Origin of the sequence: Paenibacillus glucanolyticus NBRC 15330, assembly GCF_004000885.1 — a bacterium.
Taxonomy (GTDB): domain Bacteria; phylum Bacillota; class Bacilli; order Paenibacillales; family Paenibacillaceae; genus Paenibacillus_AQ; species Paenibacillus_AQ glucanolyticus.
On the sequence record NZ_BIMC01000016.1, the window covers coordinates 90,751 to 106,162 of the forward strand.

The following is a 15,412-nucleotide window of genomic DNA, read 5'->3' on the forward strand; positions in this document are numbered from 1 at the left end:
CTCACAAAACGTATACCCAGTTGTCACAAAGGGGTACCTGGATAGCGGAAATCTCAAGCTATCCAGGTACCCCTTTATCAATGCCTTATCCTATAGGCTGGAAATTTGATGGTATATCTCTTGATACTCCTTCGCCGATACGCTCCAGCTGTAATCCCCGCTTAATGCGTTCTTGCTCACTTTGCGCCAGTGTTCCGGCATGCGGTATATCGATGTCGCCCTGCGAATCGTGTTCATCATGTCATGCGCATTGTAATCCTTGAAAGAGAACCCGTTTCCTTCACCGGTGTATTCGTTATAGGCATGCACAGTATCATTCAAGCCACCCGTTTCACGCACGATCGGCACGCTGCCGTAACGCATGGCAATCAGTTGGCTGATCCCGCATGGTTCAAATTTCGATGGCATCAGAAACAGGTCGCTGCCTGCGTAAAATCGCCGGGATAATGGTTCATTGAACCTGATTTGGGCTGACATTTTGTTCGAATACCGATTCGCCGCTTCCCGGAACCAATGCTCATAGGATGGATCTCCCGTTCCCAGGACAACAAATTGAATCTCGTCGTAATACAGCAGCTCATCCAGAATGCGGATTACGAGATCGAGTCCCTTGGAATCAACCAGACGGGTTACCATCGACATTAACGGGATGTGTGGTGCCACCGGCAGATTCAATTCTTCCTGCAGTGCTATTTTGTTCTGTGTTTTCTTGTTCAGTCCACTGCGGTACTTCACGGCCAGATGCGGATCTGTAGCCGGATTGTAGCTCTTCGTATCAATCCCGTTTACAATGCCGCTCAGCCTTGAACCTTGTGCTGACAAGAGCCCGTCGAGTCCATATCCATAATAACCGGTTTGAATCTCGGAAGCATAAGTCGGACTCACCGTCGTGACATGATCTGCGTAGACAATGCCAGCTTTCATGAAATTCACGTTGCCGTAATACTCTACGCCATCCGCCTTGAAATAACGGCTGTGGATTCCCAGCAGATCAACCAATACCTCATACGGGTAAACGCCCTGATACAGGAGATTATGGATCGTGAATACCGTTCGAATCCCTGCGTAGAAAGGATTATGACGATAGACATCCTCAAGGAGCAGTGGAACCATCGCGGTATGCCAATCGTGGCAATGAAGCACGTCCGGCTGGAAATCGATGATCGGCAGTATCTCGAGCACCGCACGGTTAAAGAAGGAGAAACGCTCGCCATCATCCATATAACCGTAAATACCGTCACGGCCAAAATAATACTCGTTGTCAACAAAATAAATCGTTACACCGTCCTCAACCAAGGACTCGATACCGCAATATTGCTCACGCCAGCCTACACGGACCCGGGTTTCTCCAACAAACAGCATGCGTTCCCGATACTCCGCAGGGATACCGCGATATTTCGGCAGCACAACCCGAATATCCTCGCCCATGCCACGAAGTGATTTGGGTAATGCAGCGATGACGTCCGCCAATCCGCCTGTCTTGATGTATGGTCCACATTCTGATGCCGCAAATAACAATTTCAATCCCGCTTCCCCCTTTGGCTCCGTTTGGTTTTGCGAACGGTCTTCTCTTTTGCTGCTGCCGCCTTCAGCTGTTCTTGCTCCGAATCTTTCGTTTTCCTCGAACGCGACGGTTTTTTCTTTAAAACGACCATGCTTAATGGAGGCAGCTTGATCTCCAAGCTATGGTTTTGCTCGTGCCAGGCTTGCTTCTCCGCTTTCATATCGCCGTCGTTCAGCAGTCCGGCGCCTCCGTAATCGGTATGATCTGAATTCAGTATTTCCACGTATTGCCCGGCTCTTGGCAAACCGATCCGATATTTGTCATATGCTCGGGGCTGAAAGTTAATGACGATGATCAGCGTATCTCCGGGCTTGTTCCCTTTCCTCATGTACGCTATAACACTCTGGTTGTTATCATTGGCACAAAGCCACTGGAAGCCATCCATGACGTGATCCTGTTCCCACAGCGCCCTTTCATCCACATACATAGCGTTTAGCGCTGCCGTAAAAGCCTGCTGTTGGCGGTGGCTTTCATAATCCAGCAGCAGCCAATCGAGCTGCTCCTCATCCTTCCATTCGATGAACTGACCGAATTCCCCGCCCATGAACAGCAATTTCTTGCCAGGCTGCGTCATCTGATAACCAAGTAAAATGCGTAATCCGGCAAACTTCTGTTCATAACTGCCAGGCATTTTATTGAGCAGCGATTTTTTGCCATGGACAACCTCGTCGTGAGAAAGCGGCAATGTAAAATTTTCCGAATAGGCATAACAAATGGGAAATGTTAGTAAATTATGTTGGGTAGGCCGCAACACATACTCCTGCTCCACGTAGGACAGTGTGTCATTCATCCAGCCCATGTTCCATTTGTAATTGAACCCCAGTCCGCCTTCGTGCACAGGGGCCGTTACCCCTGGCCATGCGCTGGATTCCTCTGCCATCATCAAGGCATGGGGATAATAGCTAAACACCGCTTTATTCAATTTCTGCAGAAAGGATATCGCTTCAAGATTTTCCAAGCCCCCCCGTTCATTAGGGCTGAACTGACCCTCGGACTTCTCAAAATCAAGGCGGATCATGCTTGTAACCGCATCAACACGAAGTCCATCAATATGATACATATCCATCCAAAATAAAGCATTGGAGATGAGGAATGAAATCACTTCAGGCTTGGCATAATCGAAAGACAGCGTTCCCCAGCCCGGTTTCTCCGCTTTTTGCGCATCGCCGTATTCATATAGCGGTGACCCGTCAAACTGGCGAAGTCCGTGGGCATCCTTGGCAAAATGCGCGGGCACCCAGTCCAGCAGCACGCCGATACCGGCTTGATGCAGCTGGTCTACCAGGTACATGAAATCATGGGGACTGCCGTATCTGCTAGTCAGAGCATAAAACCCGGTTCCCTGATACCCCCATGAGAGGTCGTAGGGATGTTCGGCCAGCGGCATAAATTCCACGTGGGTATAACGCATATCCAGCAAATAAGGAATAAGCAGATCCGCCATTTCGCGGTATGTAAAGAAGGAGCCGTCCTCTTTTTGCCGCCAGGTTCCAAAATGCATTTCATATATGTTCATCGGCTTGCTGTAAGGTGATGTATTCTTCTTTTTCCACAGGGCATCGTTCCACTGATATCCAGACAGATCCGTAACTACCGATGCAGTAGCAGGCCGTAGCTCCGCATGAAACGCATAGGGATCCGCCTTTAGGAACGTTTCACCGAATGATCCAGTAATCTGGTATTTGTAAAAAGTTCCAGTCTGCATACCGGGGAAAAACCGACTCCAAATTCCTGAATCGGGTATCCTATATAACGTGTCATGGGTGCCATCCCAGCCGTTCCACGCTCCTGCAAGACCAACCTGCCTTGCGTGGGGAGCCCATACCGTAAAACGCACGCCCTCTTGCCCATCTTCTACGGCAACGTGTGCGCCCATACATTGATAACTGTGAAACCAGGTTCCTTCATGAAATAAATACACTTGTTCCGGAGTCATGTTTCCTTCCCTAACTGCTTGATACAATTGTCGTCACCTGCTTTTTCTTAAAAATCCATTATTATTAATGCTATTACCCCATTCTTACCATGTTGAAAATAAAAAATGTAACTCATCAATAAATTTGTAATTTTCAAAATACTTTTTCAATATAATCGTTTCAAACCCCGGGAATGTCGTTTATGTAATGTACAACGTGAAAATACATTGGGAGGGAAACGTGATGAAGAGAAAAGACTGTATTGCTATGCTTCTGGCCGGAGGAGAGGGTAAAAGATTAGCCCCCCTTACGTCCAAGCTGGCAAAACCCGCTGTTCCATTCGGCGGACACTACCGTATAATCGATTTTCCTCTCAGCAATTGTGTGAACTCTGGAATCGATACCGTTGGAGTTCTTACACAATACGAGGCAGAATCATTACACGAACATATCGGCCAAGGTGAACCCTGGGGACTAACACATACAGAACACGAAGGTATTGCGCTGCTTCCGTCAAACAACATAGATCAAGAAGGCTACTTAGGAACAGCAGATGCCATTTATAAAAACATTCCTTACATCGATGAACAAAATCCGGAGCATGTGCTGATACTGTCTGGTGACCACATTTATCAGATGGATTATCGGGAAATGCTCGATGCTCATATGAAACAAGGTGCACCTGCGACAATTTCTGTCATGGAAGTTCCTTGGGAAGACGCTAGCCGTTTTGGTGTCATGAGTGTTGACGATAACCTGAATATCATTGAATTTGCTGAAAAACCGGCAAAACCGGAAAGCAATCTTGCATCCATGGGCATTTATTTGTTCCGATGGGATTACCTGAAGCAGCATCTAATGGAGGACGCAGCCGACTCGAACTCCAGCCATGACTTCGGGAAGGATGTGATCCCTAAAATGCTGTCCGGAGAGGAGCCATTGCTGGCGTTCCGTTTCCAAGGCTACTGGCGTGACGTAGGCACCGTAGAGAGCTTATGGGAGGCACATATGGATGTGCTCAGCCAAAATGAGCTTGTGCTTGAGAGAGCCGATTGGCCGATGTACACCCGTGCTTGGAAAACCAAACTTACCGCAGCTCGTACCCGTAATGCGGAGCATACGGATTGCCTCATTCACGACCAATGCACCTTTGAAGGAAAAGCCAAGAGCTCTGTTGTATTCTGCGGTGCAGAGATCGGTAAATATTCCATCGTGAAGGACAGCGTGGTGATGCCCAATGCCAAGATTGGCAAAGGAGTCCATGTTGAGCATGCTATCATCGGCGAAGGAGCCATCATCAAGGATGGAGCCGTTGTAAAAGGCGCTCCCGGCAACGTGGTTGTGGTGGGACCGTATGAGACGGTGCTACCGAAACCAACCGTACGTACCCAGCCGTCCCGTCTGCTTCAGGATGTGTATGAAAAAGGTCGTATGCGTGCCAACGTTTCTTCATCCTAGCCTTCCCTCATACCATGGAAATGGGGTCAGCAGTGATAATCTCCCCCTTCCTCCTTTATAAAAAAAGCGATCCCGTAAGACGGATCGCTTTTTCTCATGTATGTTGCCCTGCTGACTTTTTCTTAAGCGCGTGCGACTTACAGATTTTATATAGTTAGTTGGTTGAGATTAACCAAAAGTCTTCTCATATAAATTCACGAACCGACCGCCCATATCCTGCTCGGCCACGAATTGAAATCCCTGACGCTGATAAAATTGATTCAGTGTAGGCAGATGCGAAACGCAATCCAGCCGGAAGCCCCGTCTGCCCTTTGATAACAAATACGCCTCCGCAAACGAGATCATCTTCGCTCCGAGCTCAAGTCCCCGGTAGGAGGAGCGTACGGTTAGCCGATGCAGATACCCGAAACCCGGATCGTCCCGATCACCCCAATACGCAGCATCTCCGTACTGAAGGGTGAACATGCCAGCGGCTTCCCCTTCATGCCACAGAATAAACACCTCTCGCTCTGCCAAGTACTGCTGCATCAATTCCAGGGAAAATAGCGACGGGCTCCACTGCCTCCGTCCTTCCTGCTCCATCACTTCGGCTGCCTCCTTGAGCAGAAGCAGCATCTCCCCTGCATTCTCTTCCTCTGCGAGTCCCAGCTCAAAGCGACCCCTCCCGGTTGAAAACGTTGCTAACGCCTTATATCCCACTCTCCTGCACGCTCCCTTCTAAAAAAGCTTTGCCGGTCACCCGGCAAAGCTTAAGCGCTCGGTCCGGCCAGATCGTCCTCGCCGTTCTCCAAACCACCAGCCATGGGAATTTTCCCTTCCGGCAGCGGAAGTTTGACGATCACGGAGGTTCCTTGTCCAAGCTCACTCTCCATCTCCATCGCTCCCCCATGAAGCTCTATGAGCTGCTGGGTAATGGCGAGTCCAAGTCCTGTTCCACCATTCAATGGGTTTACCTGGAAGAATCGGTCTTTTACCCGTCTAAGATGCTCATCCGATATGCCAATACCATGATCCTTGACGGTGACAATCACGAATTTTTCCTCTATGGTGAAGGATAAATTGATCGCACCGTTCTCATGCGAGAACTTGACCGCATTGTCCACGATATTGAGAAACACCTGTTTTAAGCGGTTGGCATCCCCGTAGATGATCGGTTTTTCGTCGGACACCAATTTGATCTGGATGCCCTTCTTCTCGGCTTTGGTCCACAGATTAAGCATGATCTCCTGCAGAAGCTCGCGTAAGTTCACGATCCCCTTCACAAGTTTCATCTCATTTTGCTGCAGCTTCGAGAAGTCAAGCAACTCCTCTACGAGGCCAATCAACCGATCGGTTTCCTTGGTGATAATCTGCATTCCGATTTTTGTTTCTTCAGGATCGTAACCGCCGGAGTCAAGCGTTTCGCTCCAGCCCTTGATGCTGGTGAGCGGTGTGCGCAGCTCATGCGATATCGATGAGATAAAATCATCCTTTACCTGATTGCTTCGCACAATCTCCTGAGCCATATAGTTCAAGGTGGAGGATAACTCGCCAAGCTCATATTTATAATCGCCCTTGATCCGCACGTTAAACTTGCCCTTGGCCATCTGGGCGGATACCGTTGTGATATTGTTGAGCGGCTTCACAATGGAGTTAGCCAGCCCAATGCTGAATGCCAGGACAATGGCAAGCACGGCCGCTCCGATGCTGATAGCAAACAGCGTCATTTTCATCAGTTTATCGTTAATGTACTCAAGCGATGTCACGTAACGAAGCACATAGGTGTTCTCAAAACCGTTCGAAACCGTTTGGGATACGGCCATGACGATCTGACCGGTACCCTGCTGCTTGCCGATCCAGCGGCTCGTATTGCCGGCAAGCGCTTGAGTGACATCACTGGTTTTGATCGTCTGCTCCAAATCGAAACCGGTCGAGGTGGTGAGGACTTGCCCCGCAGGATTCAATATTTGAAGCTCCGTATTATACAATTCAAAATGACGGAGCATCTCGCTCAACTGATTAACATTATCCGCCGAGGTCAATCGAAAGGGCTGATAAAATTCGTTGGCGGTGTGAATATGGTTTGTCATATGGTTGTATACCGTATCGTAATAATACGTTCGTACTGCGATAAGAAAAATAACCTCAATCAGCAGCAACGCAATGAACACTACGAGAAAGTAGTGAAGCACGATTTGCCGCCGAATGCCTTTTTTGATGATCATTGTCCCTGACCCTTCCATTTATAGCCATGACCCCATACCGTCTGGAGGTATTCCGGCTCGGAAGGATTGCCTTCGATTTTTTGGCGCAGTCTCCGAATGTTCACGTCCACGATTTTGGGATCACCCATATATTCTTTGCCCCATACATGATCCAGCAGTACATCACGGCTAAGCGGCGTGTTTTCTTTCTCCAGGAAGAACTGCACCAGCGAGAATTCGGTCGGCGTCAGCTCCACTGGCTGCCCGTTCTTCTTAAACTGCTTGGAGATCAGATCCAGCGTGAATGGACCTGATTGAAAGGATACCTTAGCGGTTCCCGCACGCTGAACATTCACCCGTCGGAGGAGAGATTGCAGCCGCGCAATTAACTCTGTCGGACTAAACGGTTTGCTGACATGATCATCGGCTCCGACTGAAAGAGCATATACCTTATCCTGCTCCTGGACTTTCGCTGTCAGGAAAATAATGCCGATTCGCTCGTTCGTTTCCCGAATTCTGCGGCACACTTCAAAACCGTCAATTCCCGGAACCATCACATCGAGCAAGGCGATATCGATATCTGGCGTCGTTTGCAGCATACGAAGGGCTTCATTGCCGTCTCCTGTCTCCAGAACGTCAAAGCCGTTTCGTTTGAGATTGATTACAATAAAACTGCGGATTGATTCTTCATCTTCTAATATAAGCACTTTACTCAAGGTCTAGTTCCCCTTTCTTTCGATAGGAGCCACATTATTGCTGCTTGGCTTTTTATCTTTTTTACTCAGCTTCAAATCTCCGTGACTCCGGTAAGCGATCACGCGATTCTTCTCTTTCACCAAAATCTCCCAATCAGATTCTGCTTTGCCCCACTGGGCCATTGTGAAGAATTTAATCTCAGCGACCGATTCGCCCGTGTCCGTCAAAACAAAATTCAAATAAGCATTTTTGTTGGATTCCGGTGTGATGGTAATCTTCTGGTACATGTCCGGCGGAAAGTCCAGATAAAAGCGATTATCCATGTCATAGTATCTTTGAAGTACAAATTGCAGGCCTTCCCGTTCGCCGCTCTCGCGAATTTCCCCGTCCCACTGGAAGTAGGTGGTAAAGAACGGGATCTCATCCACGATAAGCCGATCCTCCCAGCCGCTTGGTCTCGTAAGAACACCAAACTCCAAAATCCCGTCATCATTCACGTCTTCGCTCTCTACAGGCAGTTCCTTGTAGGTAAGCAGCTCGTCCTGAAGCACGTCAATAAACTTGCCATCTTCCATAATGATGATTTTGGAATACGAGGAGTTGGATACAACGGAAGCGTCCAGGATGATACCTTCTTTGTTTTTGGCCACTTTACCTGCGACAACATTGTAATAACTTTCAATATTTGGCCCAAGATCCAGCTTGTTAAGCTCTACAAAGGCATCTTCAAACTTATCATACTGATAGGTGCTGATATACGATAACTCCTTCTGCTGGAGATAGACAACCGTGATATCCTTGATCTTGTCACCATTCATATCACCAATATTAAAGTGCGTGTACGGCAAGGCAGGCACTTTTTCCAGCGAATCCCCGGAGAATGAATACACGGTCAGCAAGTTTTGGAGATTCTCTTCGCCGCGGGAGAAACCAGCTACGATATCAACCTTGCCGTCATTCGTGAAATCAACGAAATCAAACGATTCCAGAACCGTCCCTTCCCCGTCAAAATCCAGCTTCTTCACCCATGTATCACCCTGCTGCTGCATGATCATGCCATGGATCTTCACTTCTTCATCCGGCGTCTGATAGAAGACAACCGCTTCCAGAATGCCATCATTGTCCAGGTCATGGATTCGGATCGAACTGCTGTCCACGTCACTTCGCGGCCGGATAATGGCTCCGTTGTCCAGCTTAAGCTTCTGAAGTGCAGACTGGATGGCACCATTCAGTGTCGCTTTATCCGTCGGCAAATCCGGTTTCTTCATTAAGGAGACAGGGTCCTGAATGAACGTGCAGCCGCTTATGATCAATAGTAACAAGCCCGATAAGAGGGCTTGCATCACTCTATATTTCAATAAGTATCAACTCATTTCTATACATTCACCTAGATATATGGCGAACGATAATTACAGTCTTGACTTCTCACCATGCGTTAAACGTCTCCCGGTTACATCCACTGCAAGCTGCCCGCCCGCAAGACCCATGATGCGGGTGCAATACTTCTCGGCAAGCTCCAGGGGGATAACGGTAAATACCGTTAAACGTTCTTCTTCACACAATGTTTTAAGGGTCTTCAACACGTGTTCGGCCGAGGCCGGATCGAGCCCCGTCACCGGTTCGTCGGCCAATATAACCTTGGCCCCGTGGACCAGTGCCCGTGCAATGGCAATTCGCTGCTTCTCGCCGCCGCTGAGCTCGCCTGCCTTGCGCTTAGCCTTGTCCAATAAACCAAGATGCTCGATTGTATCCATGGCCCCCATATAATCATCAGATCGAACCATCCCCGTAACCATTCGCCACATCGGCGTTTGGCTGGATTGCCCGATCAATACGTTCTTAAGTGCGGTACGATTTACATTTAAGGCCGGGTTCTGCTCAAGATAAGCCCATTCCCGGCGAATCCTCCGTTTTCCAGCAGGATTCATCATATCTTCGCCATCGATGGTTAACTTGCCGCCATCCCATTTTTGCTGCATGGAGAGGCAGCTCATCATCAGACTTTTTCCGCTTCCGCTTGCACCGATCAGACCGATCATTTCCCCGTGTTCCATCTGAAAAGTAATATCCTTTAACACCGGTGTGCGTTCAGGGCCCATCGTTTTCTTCAGGCGATCCACTTTAATCATGTTATCGTCTCTCCCGTCAAGTGCATATTCCTACTCTCTAGTTTAGAAGAAAGCGAAAGCAATTGCCATGAGAACACATGTTTCTATTGTTGTGGAGATACAGATTTGACTTTAAACCATAAACCCGTACAAGCAAACAAAATATACAAGCCTCCGAGCAGAACAAATATGCCTCCGTTCCACCCGGTTTCCATAATAGCCCCACCGGCATTAGGACCTGCTATGCTGCCCGCATTAAAGTGGAAGGAAGCCACCACGTTTGCTGCCGGCAGCAGCACTCGGGGAAGTATATCGGCAGCATAAGCCAGCCCAAGCGAGAAGAACGATCCGACCAATCCTCCCGCCAGAGTTAACAATACTAATATTGCCCAGAAATTCGTTCCTGCCACCGGTATGAGCAAGAAACAGCACCCGCCCACGATCCCGGCGATGGTCAGCACCCGTTTCCGTCCGAATTTGTCGCTCCATATTCCGAGCGGAAGCTGCAGCAGGAGTCCGCCGATCCCGACAAAAGGCAGCAGGGCCGAGATCTCGCCTAAAGTGAATCCGCTTCTTAATCCATATACAGGGAAGTTGCTGTTAATCCCCGCTTCCATGTACCCGTACAGAAAAGCAGGGATTAATGCAAACCAGGCTAAGCGGTAGCTTTTGAGATACCGGCCTCCAGGCTGCTGTTCCCCGTTTTCGCTTTTTTCCGGCTTCAGATTCGGGAGCTTAAAGAGCACAACCAACAGAATGAACAAGAACAGTACCGCCAGGATCAGAAACGGTACCGCTTCGCCATATTTTAATAGAGGAATGCCCAGCGGCCCAATACTAAATCCCAGTCCGTACGACATGCCGTAGAAGGATATACTCCGCCCCCGGTTTTTGGCCGTTGACATCATGAGCACCCAGAGCTGTGCCGCATAATGAAGGGCACTGTCGCCAATACCGACAAGCACCCGGAGCACAAACCAGACGGCCACACTCGGTATTAATGGAAATGCGACAAGCGACAGCATGACCAGAACGAGCCCGGACACAATCAGCTTTTTGAAGCCGACCCACCCGAGAACCCTCTCGGCCACCAGCGTCATCGCAAAGGATCCAACGTATAGTGCGGCTGCATTCAATCCGTTCATGGATGAGGAGATGCCCATCCGTTCCAAAAATATAGCCAGTACCGGCAGTAACAGTCCCTGGCTTAAGCCCGCCGCAACCACGACGGCAATTAATATAAAATAATGAGTTCTCCCTTGACGGGGGTTTACAACTTCTGCCACTGCAATATAGTCCTCCTCTAATGTGAAAAAACGATGAATTTAAACAGTCAGATGAACATTATAGTGGACAAGCCCAATCGATACAAGCCATAATAAGAACAATGCCATCAATTGGGAGGGTATCTGTGTAATGAAGTACAAAGTTAGTATTGATGTATCCATGGTGTACGAGCTGCTGGGCAGCTTCATGATATATGCAACAAGAAAATGGACCGATAACCTGGATATCGGAAAGCAGCTTATTACCGAGATGGACGAACGTTTGCCTCAGCAGGTGCGCGTCCAGTTCAGTGGAGCCCGTTTATGGCCGCTGGCCGATTATGACGTATTATATGCCCTGATCATGCTTAGGGGAGAACATGAGGAGATTCCGGATTTTCTTCAGTGGATTGAATCATCCCCTGTGGAGGAACTCCATGGTCTGCTGCAGCCGCATTTGCCGTCCCTGTCACTGGATGAAATCTCTAGAATCCGAGCAGACTACACACCACTCATGAAACTCTGGTATGAGCATTATTTTTCCAATGTGGAACGGGATTTGTATCATTTGCTGGAGGAAGATGCCGAGGAAAAACGGATGCTTCTTCCCAAAATGGACGACGAGAACCTGATCGAATACGCCTCAAGCGGCGTTATCCTGGACGATGTGCGGCAGGAACATGTGGTCTTGTTCCCCGGAACTCATTTTCGCCCGATCAATACCTATTGCTTCTATGAAAATGTACTCCTGCTCCAATATCCGATCGATATCCCGGAGGAAGAGGAAGATGAACCCCCCGTTGTGCTCCTGCGCATGACAGAGGCGCTTGCGGATCCGGAACGTCTCCGTCTCCTGCGATATATTGCGGACGAGCCGAAGGCCGTATCCGAAATGGCAACTGAACTGGGGCAGCCTTATGAAGATCTGATGCATCATTTAATGATATTGAGGGCGGCAGGTTTGCTGCGCTCCCATCTGAAATCCGAAAATAACGAAAGATTCAGCCTGCGACCGGATGGAGCATCCGAACTGCAGATGTTCCTAGAGACCTACATTCGACTTTCATAGCAAGAAGGAGCTTACCATGAGCCAAACACCACAGCATATTATTTTCGACATGGATGACACCTTGATTCACTGCAACAAATATTTCGATCTGATCCTGGGTGATTATTTCGAGTGGATGACCGAATGGTTCCAGCAGTATGGTGTAACTACTCAGGATATCCGTACCAAACAGATGGAAATCGACGTAGCCGGCGTGGATAAGATGGGATTCGCAAGCGTTAACTTCCCCAAATCCCTGATCGCTACGTATCATTATTTTAGCAAGGTTCACGGAAGAGGAAGCTCTCCAAAAGAAGAGGAGCTGCTCTTCAAATTAGGTCTAAGTGTGTATGATCAGGAAATTGAGGCTTATCCCGGCATGATTGAGACATTGGAGGAGCTTCGAGATGAAGGACATCAATTGTACCTGTACACCGGTGGAGAACCCAAAATTCAGACACGTAAAATCGAACAAATGAAACTAGCGGAGTATTTTAATGATCGTATCTATATCCGTCAGCATAAAAATATTACGGCCCTGGAAGAAATCCTGAGCCTAGGAACATTCGACCGCTCCGACACGTGGATGATTGGCAACTCGCTTCGCACGGATGTGGTGCCGGCTCTGACGGCTGGTATTAATAGCATTTATATCAAGCAGCAGCGGGAGTGGCAGTATAATCTGGTGGAGCTGAAACAAGAACCCCATAATGTGCTGTACACCGTTTCCGCCTTAACCGAGGTGCCTGAAGTCATTCAGGAGCATTTAAATTAAACCAAATAAAACCGAGCCGCTCAGGACAGCATCCTGAATTGGCCCGGTTTTTTGCTTTACTCTACATGACAACCCTTACTTCACGGACGCGCTTGTATCCTCTGCCTGTACGGATAGCTTTCCATTACCGTCGGCAGCCAGCACAATCCTGCCCTTATACGTGCTGCCATCATCATTTTTAAAAGATAATACCTGGGTTTTGCCTTGAAGCAGCAAGGATTTCAGCATCGCATGCGTAACATTCTTGCCCGCAAATTCCTTCCAGATCACATAACTGCAGCCGGTCTTGAAGTTCGCGCAGCCATAACCTTTGCGTCCTTCAATAATCTGCCCGTCACACCCGGGTCTAGGACAACGCCCTAACGGTGATCGCACGGACGACGCATCGGTTGCTGTCTTAGATTTGGGAGCACTCTTCGCGGGACGCTCTTCGCGGGCGCGAGCCGCGGCATCCGCTTTCCCCGTGCTCCGCTTCCCTCTGCCCTTCGCCTTGTCCTCATCTCCACCGAATAAGGACGAAGGTGCAGGACGCTGCGAGGATACCTTGTTTATGATGGAAATGGTAAACTTCTGCACATTTTGCATGAACACGTCTGCCGAAGCCTCACCCTTGGATATTTGGTTAAGGCGCCGCTCCCATTGGCCTGTCATTTCGGGTGAAGCCAGCAATTCTACTCCTGCATGCCGGATCAGCTCAACCGCCGTTCTTCCTTTTTGGGTTACGGTGATTTTCTTGCCCTGCATCGTAATATATCCAACCTTTTTCAAACGCTCGATCGTTGCTGCCCGGGTTGCCGGCGTTCCAAGCCCGCTGTCCTTCATGGCATCCCGAAGTGCTTCATCCTCAATGGACTTTCCGGCGCTTTCCATCGCCTTCAGCAAAGTCCCTTCCGTGTAACTCTTCGGCGGCTGGGTCGCCTTTTCTTTCACTTCGGACTTTTTACAGTGAACGGGATGATCGGGAACCAGGTCGAATGAGCGATCGTTCCACTCCTGGGTCTCCTCTTCCTCGTCCTCTTTTCCCTTCTTAGAGGAAGGCTTGGCCTTCTTCTGCTCTTTATCCCGGGTTATCAGCACCTTCCAGCCGAGGGACAGCAGCTCCTTAATTCCGGTCTTAAACGTCTCTCCCTCAACCTCGGTAAGCACCGTATGCTGCTTGTACTTCGCCGGTGGGTAAAAATGCGACAGAAAACGGATGATGACCAGATCATAAATATGCTGCTCCTCCTTGCTCAGCGTGCCCGGACGCTTCAATGTCGGGAGGATGGCATGGTGATCCTCTACCCGCTGCGGATTGCATACGGCTTTGTTGTTGATATTAACACGGCTCGGCTCGGCCCCTTCCGCCATGGAGGCATAGGGGGTCGATTTTAACATATGAAGCGCCTTGTGCATCCCTTCAATGTTCTGTTCATTGACATAGTTGGAGTTGGTACGCGGGTACGAGATCACCTTATGGCGTTCATATAGCGCTTGTGCAAGATCCAGCGTTTTTTTGGCAGAGTATCCGTACTTGGCATTGGCATCGCGCTGGAGAAGTGTCAAATCATACAATTTGAATGGATATTCCTTGGTTTCCTTCACTTCATATTTCGCAATGACACCGTTCTTACCGTTCACCTTGGCAGCGATCGTGTCCGCTTTCTCCTGGGAGGTCAACCGTTCTCCCTGCCATGTCCCGGTATACTCCAGCTTCTCTTGCTTAAACACCGCCAACACATCGTAAAAGGTTTGCGATTCGAAGGCTTCAATCTCCTTCTGCCGATCATAGATAAGAGCAAGAACCGGCGTCTGCACCCGCCCTACGGACAGTAATGTCTGATGACGCGTTGTAAAGGCGCGTGACGCATTCATGCCGATCAGCCAATCCGCTTCACTGCGTGCGCGTGCGGCTTGGGTCAAATACTCGAATTCCACCCCGTCCTTCAGCTCCGCAAAACCTTTGGCAATGCTCTCCGCTGTTAAATCCGATATCCATAATCTTTTTACGGGTTGTCTGAGCTTTAATTGCTGCTGGATCAAGGCGAAAATATACTGTCCTTCCCGTCCCGCATCACAAGCATTTACGATATGGCTGCAGCGCTTGGCTACCTCGCCAATGACCTTCAATTGGTCCTTGGTTTTCGGATTCGGGATGATTTTGAACTGCTCCGGAATGATCGGCAGATCCCGTAAATTCCAGCGTTTATACTTCGGATCATATGCATCCGGCTCAGCAAGCCCTACCAGATGTCCGATAGCCCAAGTTATGATATACTGCTCTCCTTCAAGATATGTACGGTTATTCTTCGCTCGCGGCTCGATTACCGCAGCAATGTTCCGTCCCATATCCGGCTTTTCGGCAATGACCAACGTTTTCAAATGACATTCTCCTCCCCGACCGAGTTGCCCCGTGCGCA

12 protein-coding genes are annotated in these 15,412 nt (G+C 49.1%); 3 read left to right on the top strand and 9 right to left on the bottom strand.

Translation table 11 applies throughout. From position 1 onward, the window contains the following. Window positions 1–90 precede the first annotated feature (90 nt). Together glgA and glgB are read right to left on the bottom strand one after the other, a co-directional pair. Window positions 91–1,524, bottom strand: coding sequence for a glycogen synthase GlgA (glgA, locus tag PGL02S_RS20715; RefSeq protein ID WP_036638076.1), 1,434 nt, complete (start codon window positions 1,522–1,524; stop codon window positions 91–93). Further along, a complete protein-coding gene (glgB, locus tag PGL02S_RS20720; RefSeq protein ID WP_036638074.1) occupies window positions 1,521–3,500 on the bottom strand; it encodes a 1,4-alpha-glucan branching protein GlgB in 1,980 nt (659 codons plus the stop codon). Before glgB ends, glgA begins: the two co-directional genes overlap by 4 nt. A gap of 223 nt (window positions 3,501–3,723) precedes the next feature. Between glgB and PGL02S_RS20725 the strand changes: the two genes are divergently transcribed. Continuing rightward, entirely contained in the window at window positions 3,724–4,938 is a 1,215-nt protein-coding gene (locus PGL02S_RS20725; protein WP_036638072.1) for a glucose-1-phosphate adenylyltransferase, read from the top strand. Between the two features lie 168 nt (window positions 4,939–5,106). Here PGL02S_RS20725 and PGL02S_RS20730 read toward each other — a convergent pair whose 3' ends face one another. The 6 genes from PGL02S_RS20730 to PGL02S_RS20755 form a co-directional block, all read right to left on the bottom strand. Then, complete coding sequence (locus PGL02S_RS20730; protein WP_006209719.1) at window positions 5,107–5,637, bottom strand: GNAT family N-acetyltransferase; 531 nt, start codon at window positions 5,635–5,637, stop codon at window positions 5,107–5,109. 50 nt (window positions 5,638–5,687) lie between these two features. Further along, window positions 5,688–7,142 carry a sensor histidine kinase gene (locus tag PGL02S_RS20735; RefSeq protein ID WP_006209718.1) on the bottom strand — a complete coding sequence of 485 codons (1,455 nt, stop codon included), beginning with the start codon at window positions 7,140–7,142 and terminating at the stop codon, window positions 5,688–5,690. Then, entirely contained in the window at window positions 7,139–7,837 is a 699-nt protein-coding gene (locus tag PGL02S_RS20740) for a response regulator transcription factor (protein ID WP_036638069.1), read from the bottom strand. The genes PGL02S_RS20735 and PGL02S_RS20740 overlap by 4 nt, the downstream gene beginning before the upstream one ends. 3 nt (window positions 7,838–7,840) lie before the next feature. Beyond that, window positions 7,841–9,139 carry an FG-GAP repeat domain-containing protein gene (locus PGL02S_RS20745; protein WP_244892257.1) on the bottom strand — a complete coding sequence of 433 codons (1,299 nt, stop codon included), beginning with the start codon at window positions 9,137–9,139 and terminating at the stop codon, window positions 7,841–7,843. Window positions 9,140–9,226: 87 nt separating this feature from the next. Beyond that, entirely contained in the window at window positions 9,227–9,946 is a 720-nt protein-coding gene (locus tag PGL02S_RS20750) for a phosphonate ABC transporter ATP-binding protein (protein ID WP_036638066.1), read from the bottom strand. Window positions 9,947–10,029: 83 nt separating this feature from the next. Continuing rightward, the gene (locus tag PGL02S_RS20755; protein ID WP_036638064.1) at window positions 10,030–11,211 is read right to left on the bottom strand and encodes an MFS transporter; all 1,182 of its coding nucleotides are present in this window, start codon (window positions 11,209–11,211) and stop codon (window positions 10,030–10,032) included. A gap of 130 nt (window positions 11,212–11,341) precedes the next feature. Between PGL02S_RS20755 and PGL02S_RS20760 the strand changes: the two genes are divergently transcribed. Continuing rightward, window positions 11,342–12,259, top strand: coding sequence for an ArsR/SmtB family transcription factor (locus PGL02S_RS20760; RefSeq protein WP_036638060.1), 918 nt, complete (start codon window positions 11,342–11,344; stop codon window positions 12,257–12,259). A 16-nt stretch (window positions 12,260–12,275) separates the two neighbouring features. Further along, a complete protein-coding gene (locus PGL02S_RS20765) occupies window positions 12,276–13,013 on the top strand; it encodes an HAD family hydrolase (RefSeq protein WP_036638057.1) in 738 nt (245 codons plus the stop codon). Between the two features lie 75 nt (window positions 13,014–13,088). On the opposite strand, the gene PGL02S_RS20770 is transcribed toward PGL02S_RS20765, so the two are convergent. Then, window positions 13,089–15,374 (bottom strand): type IA DNA topoisomerase, encoded by a 2,286-nt coding sequence (locus PGL02S_RS20770; RefSeq protein ID WP_063455999.1) that lies wholly within the window; start codon window positions 15,372–15,374, stop codon window positions 13,089–13,091. Between the last annotated feature and the right edge of the window lie 38 nt (window positions 15,375–15,412).

Excerpts from the sequence above, each read along its gene's own strand:
- PGL02S_RS20725 (WP_036638072.1), top strand. The coding sequence starts at position 3,724 with ATGAAGAGAAAAGACTGTATTGCTATGCTTCTGGCCGGAGGAGAGGGT.
- glgB (WP_036638074.1), bottom strand. The coding sequence starts at position 3,500 with ATGACTCCGGAACAAGTGTATTTATTTCATGAAGGAACCTGGTTTCAC.
- PGL02S_RS20750 (WP_036638066.1), bottom strand. The coding sequence starts at position 9,946 with ATGATTAAAGTGGATCGCCTGAAGAAAACGATGGGCCCTGAACGCACA.
- PGL02S_RS20765 (WP_036638057.1), top strand. The coding sequence starts at position 12,276 with ATGAGCCAAACACCACAGCATATTATTTTCGACATGGATGACACCTTG.
- PGL02S_RS20760 (WP_036638060.1), top strand. The coding sequence starts at position 11,342 with ATGAAGTACAAAGTTAGTATTGATGTATCCATGGTGTACGAGCTGCTG.
- PGL02S_RS20735 (WP_006209718.1), bottom strand. The coding sequence starts at position 7,142 with ATGATCATCAAAAAAGGCATTCGGCGGCAAATCGTGCTTCACTACTTT.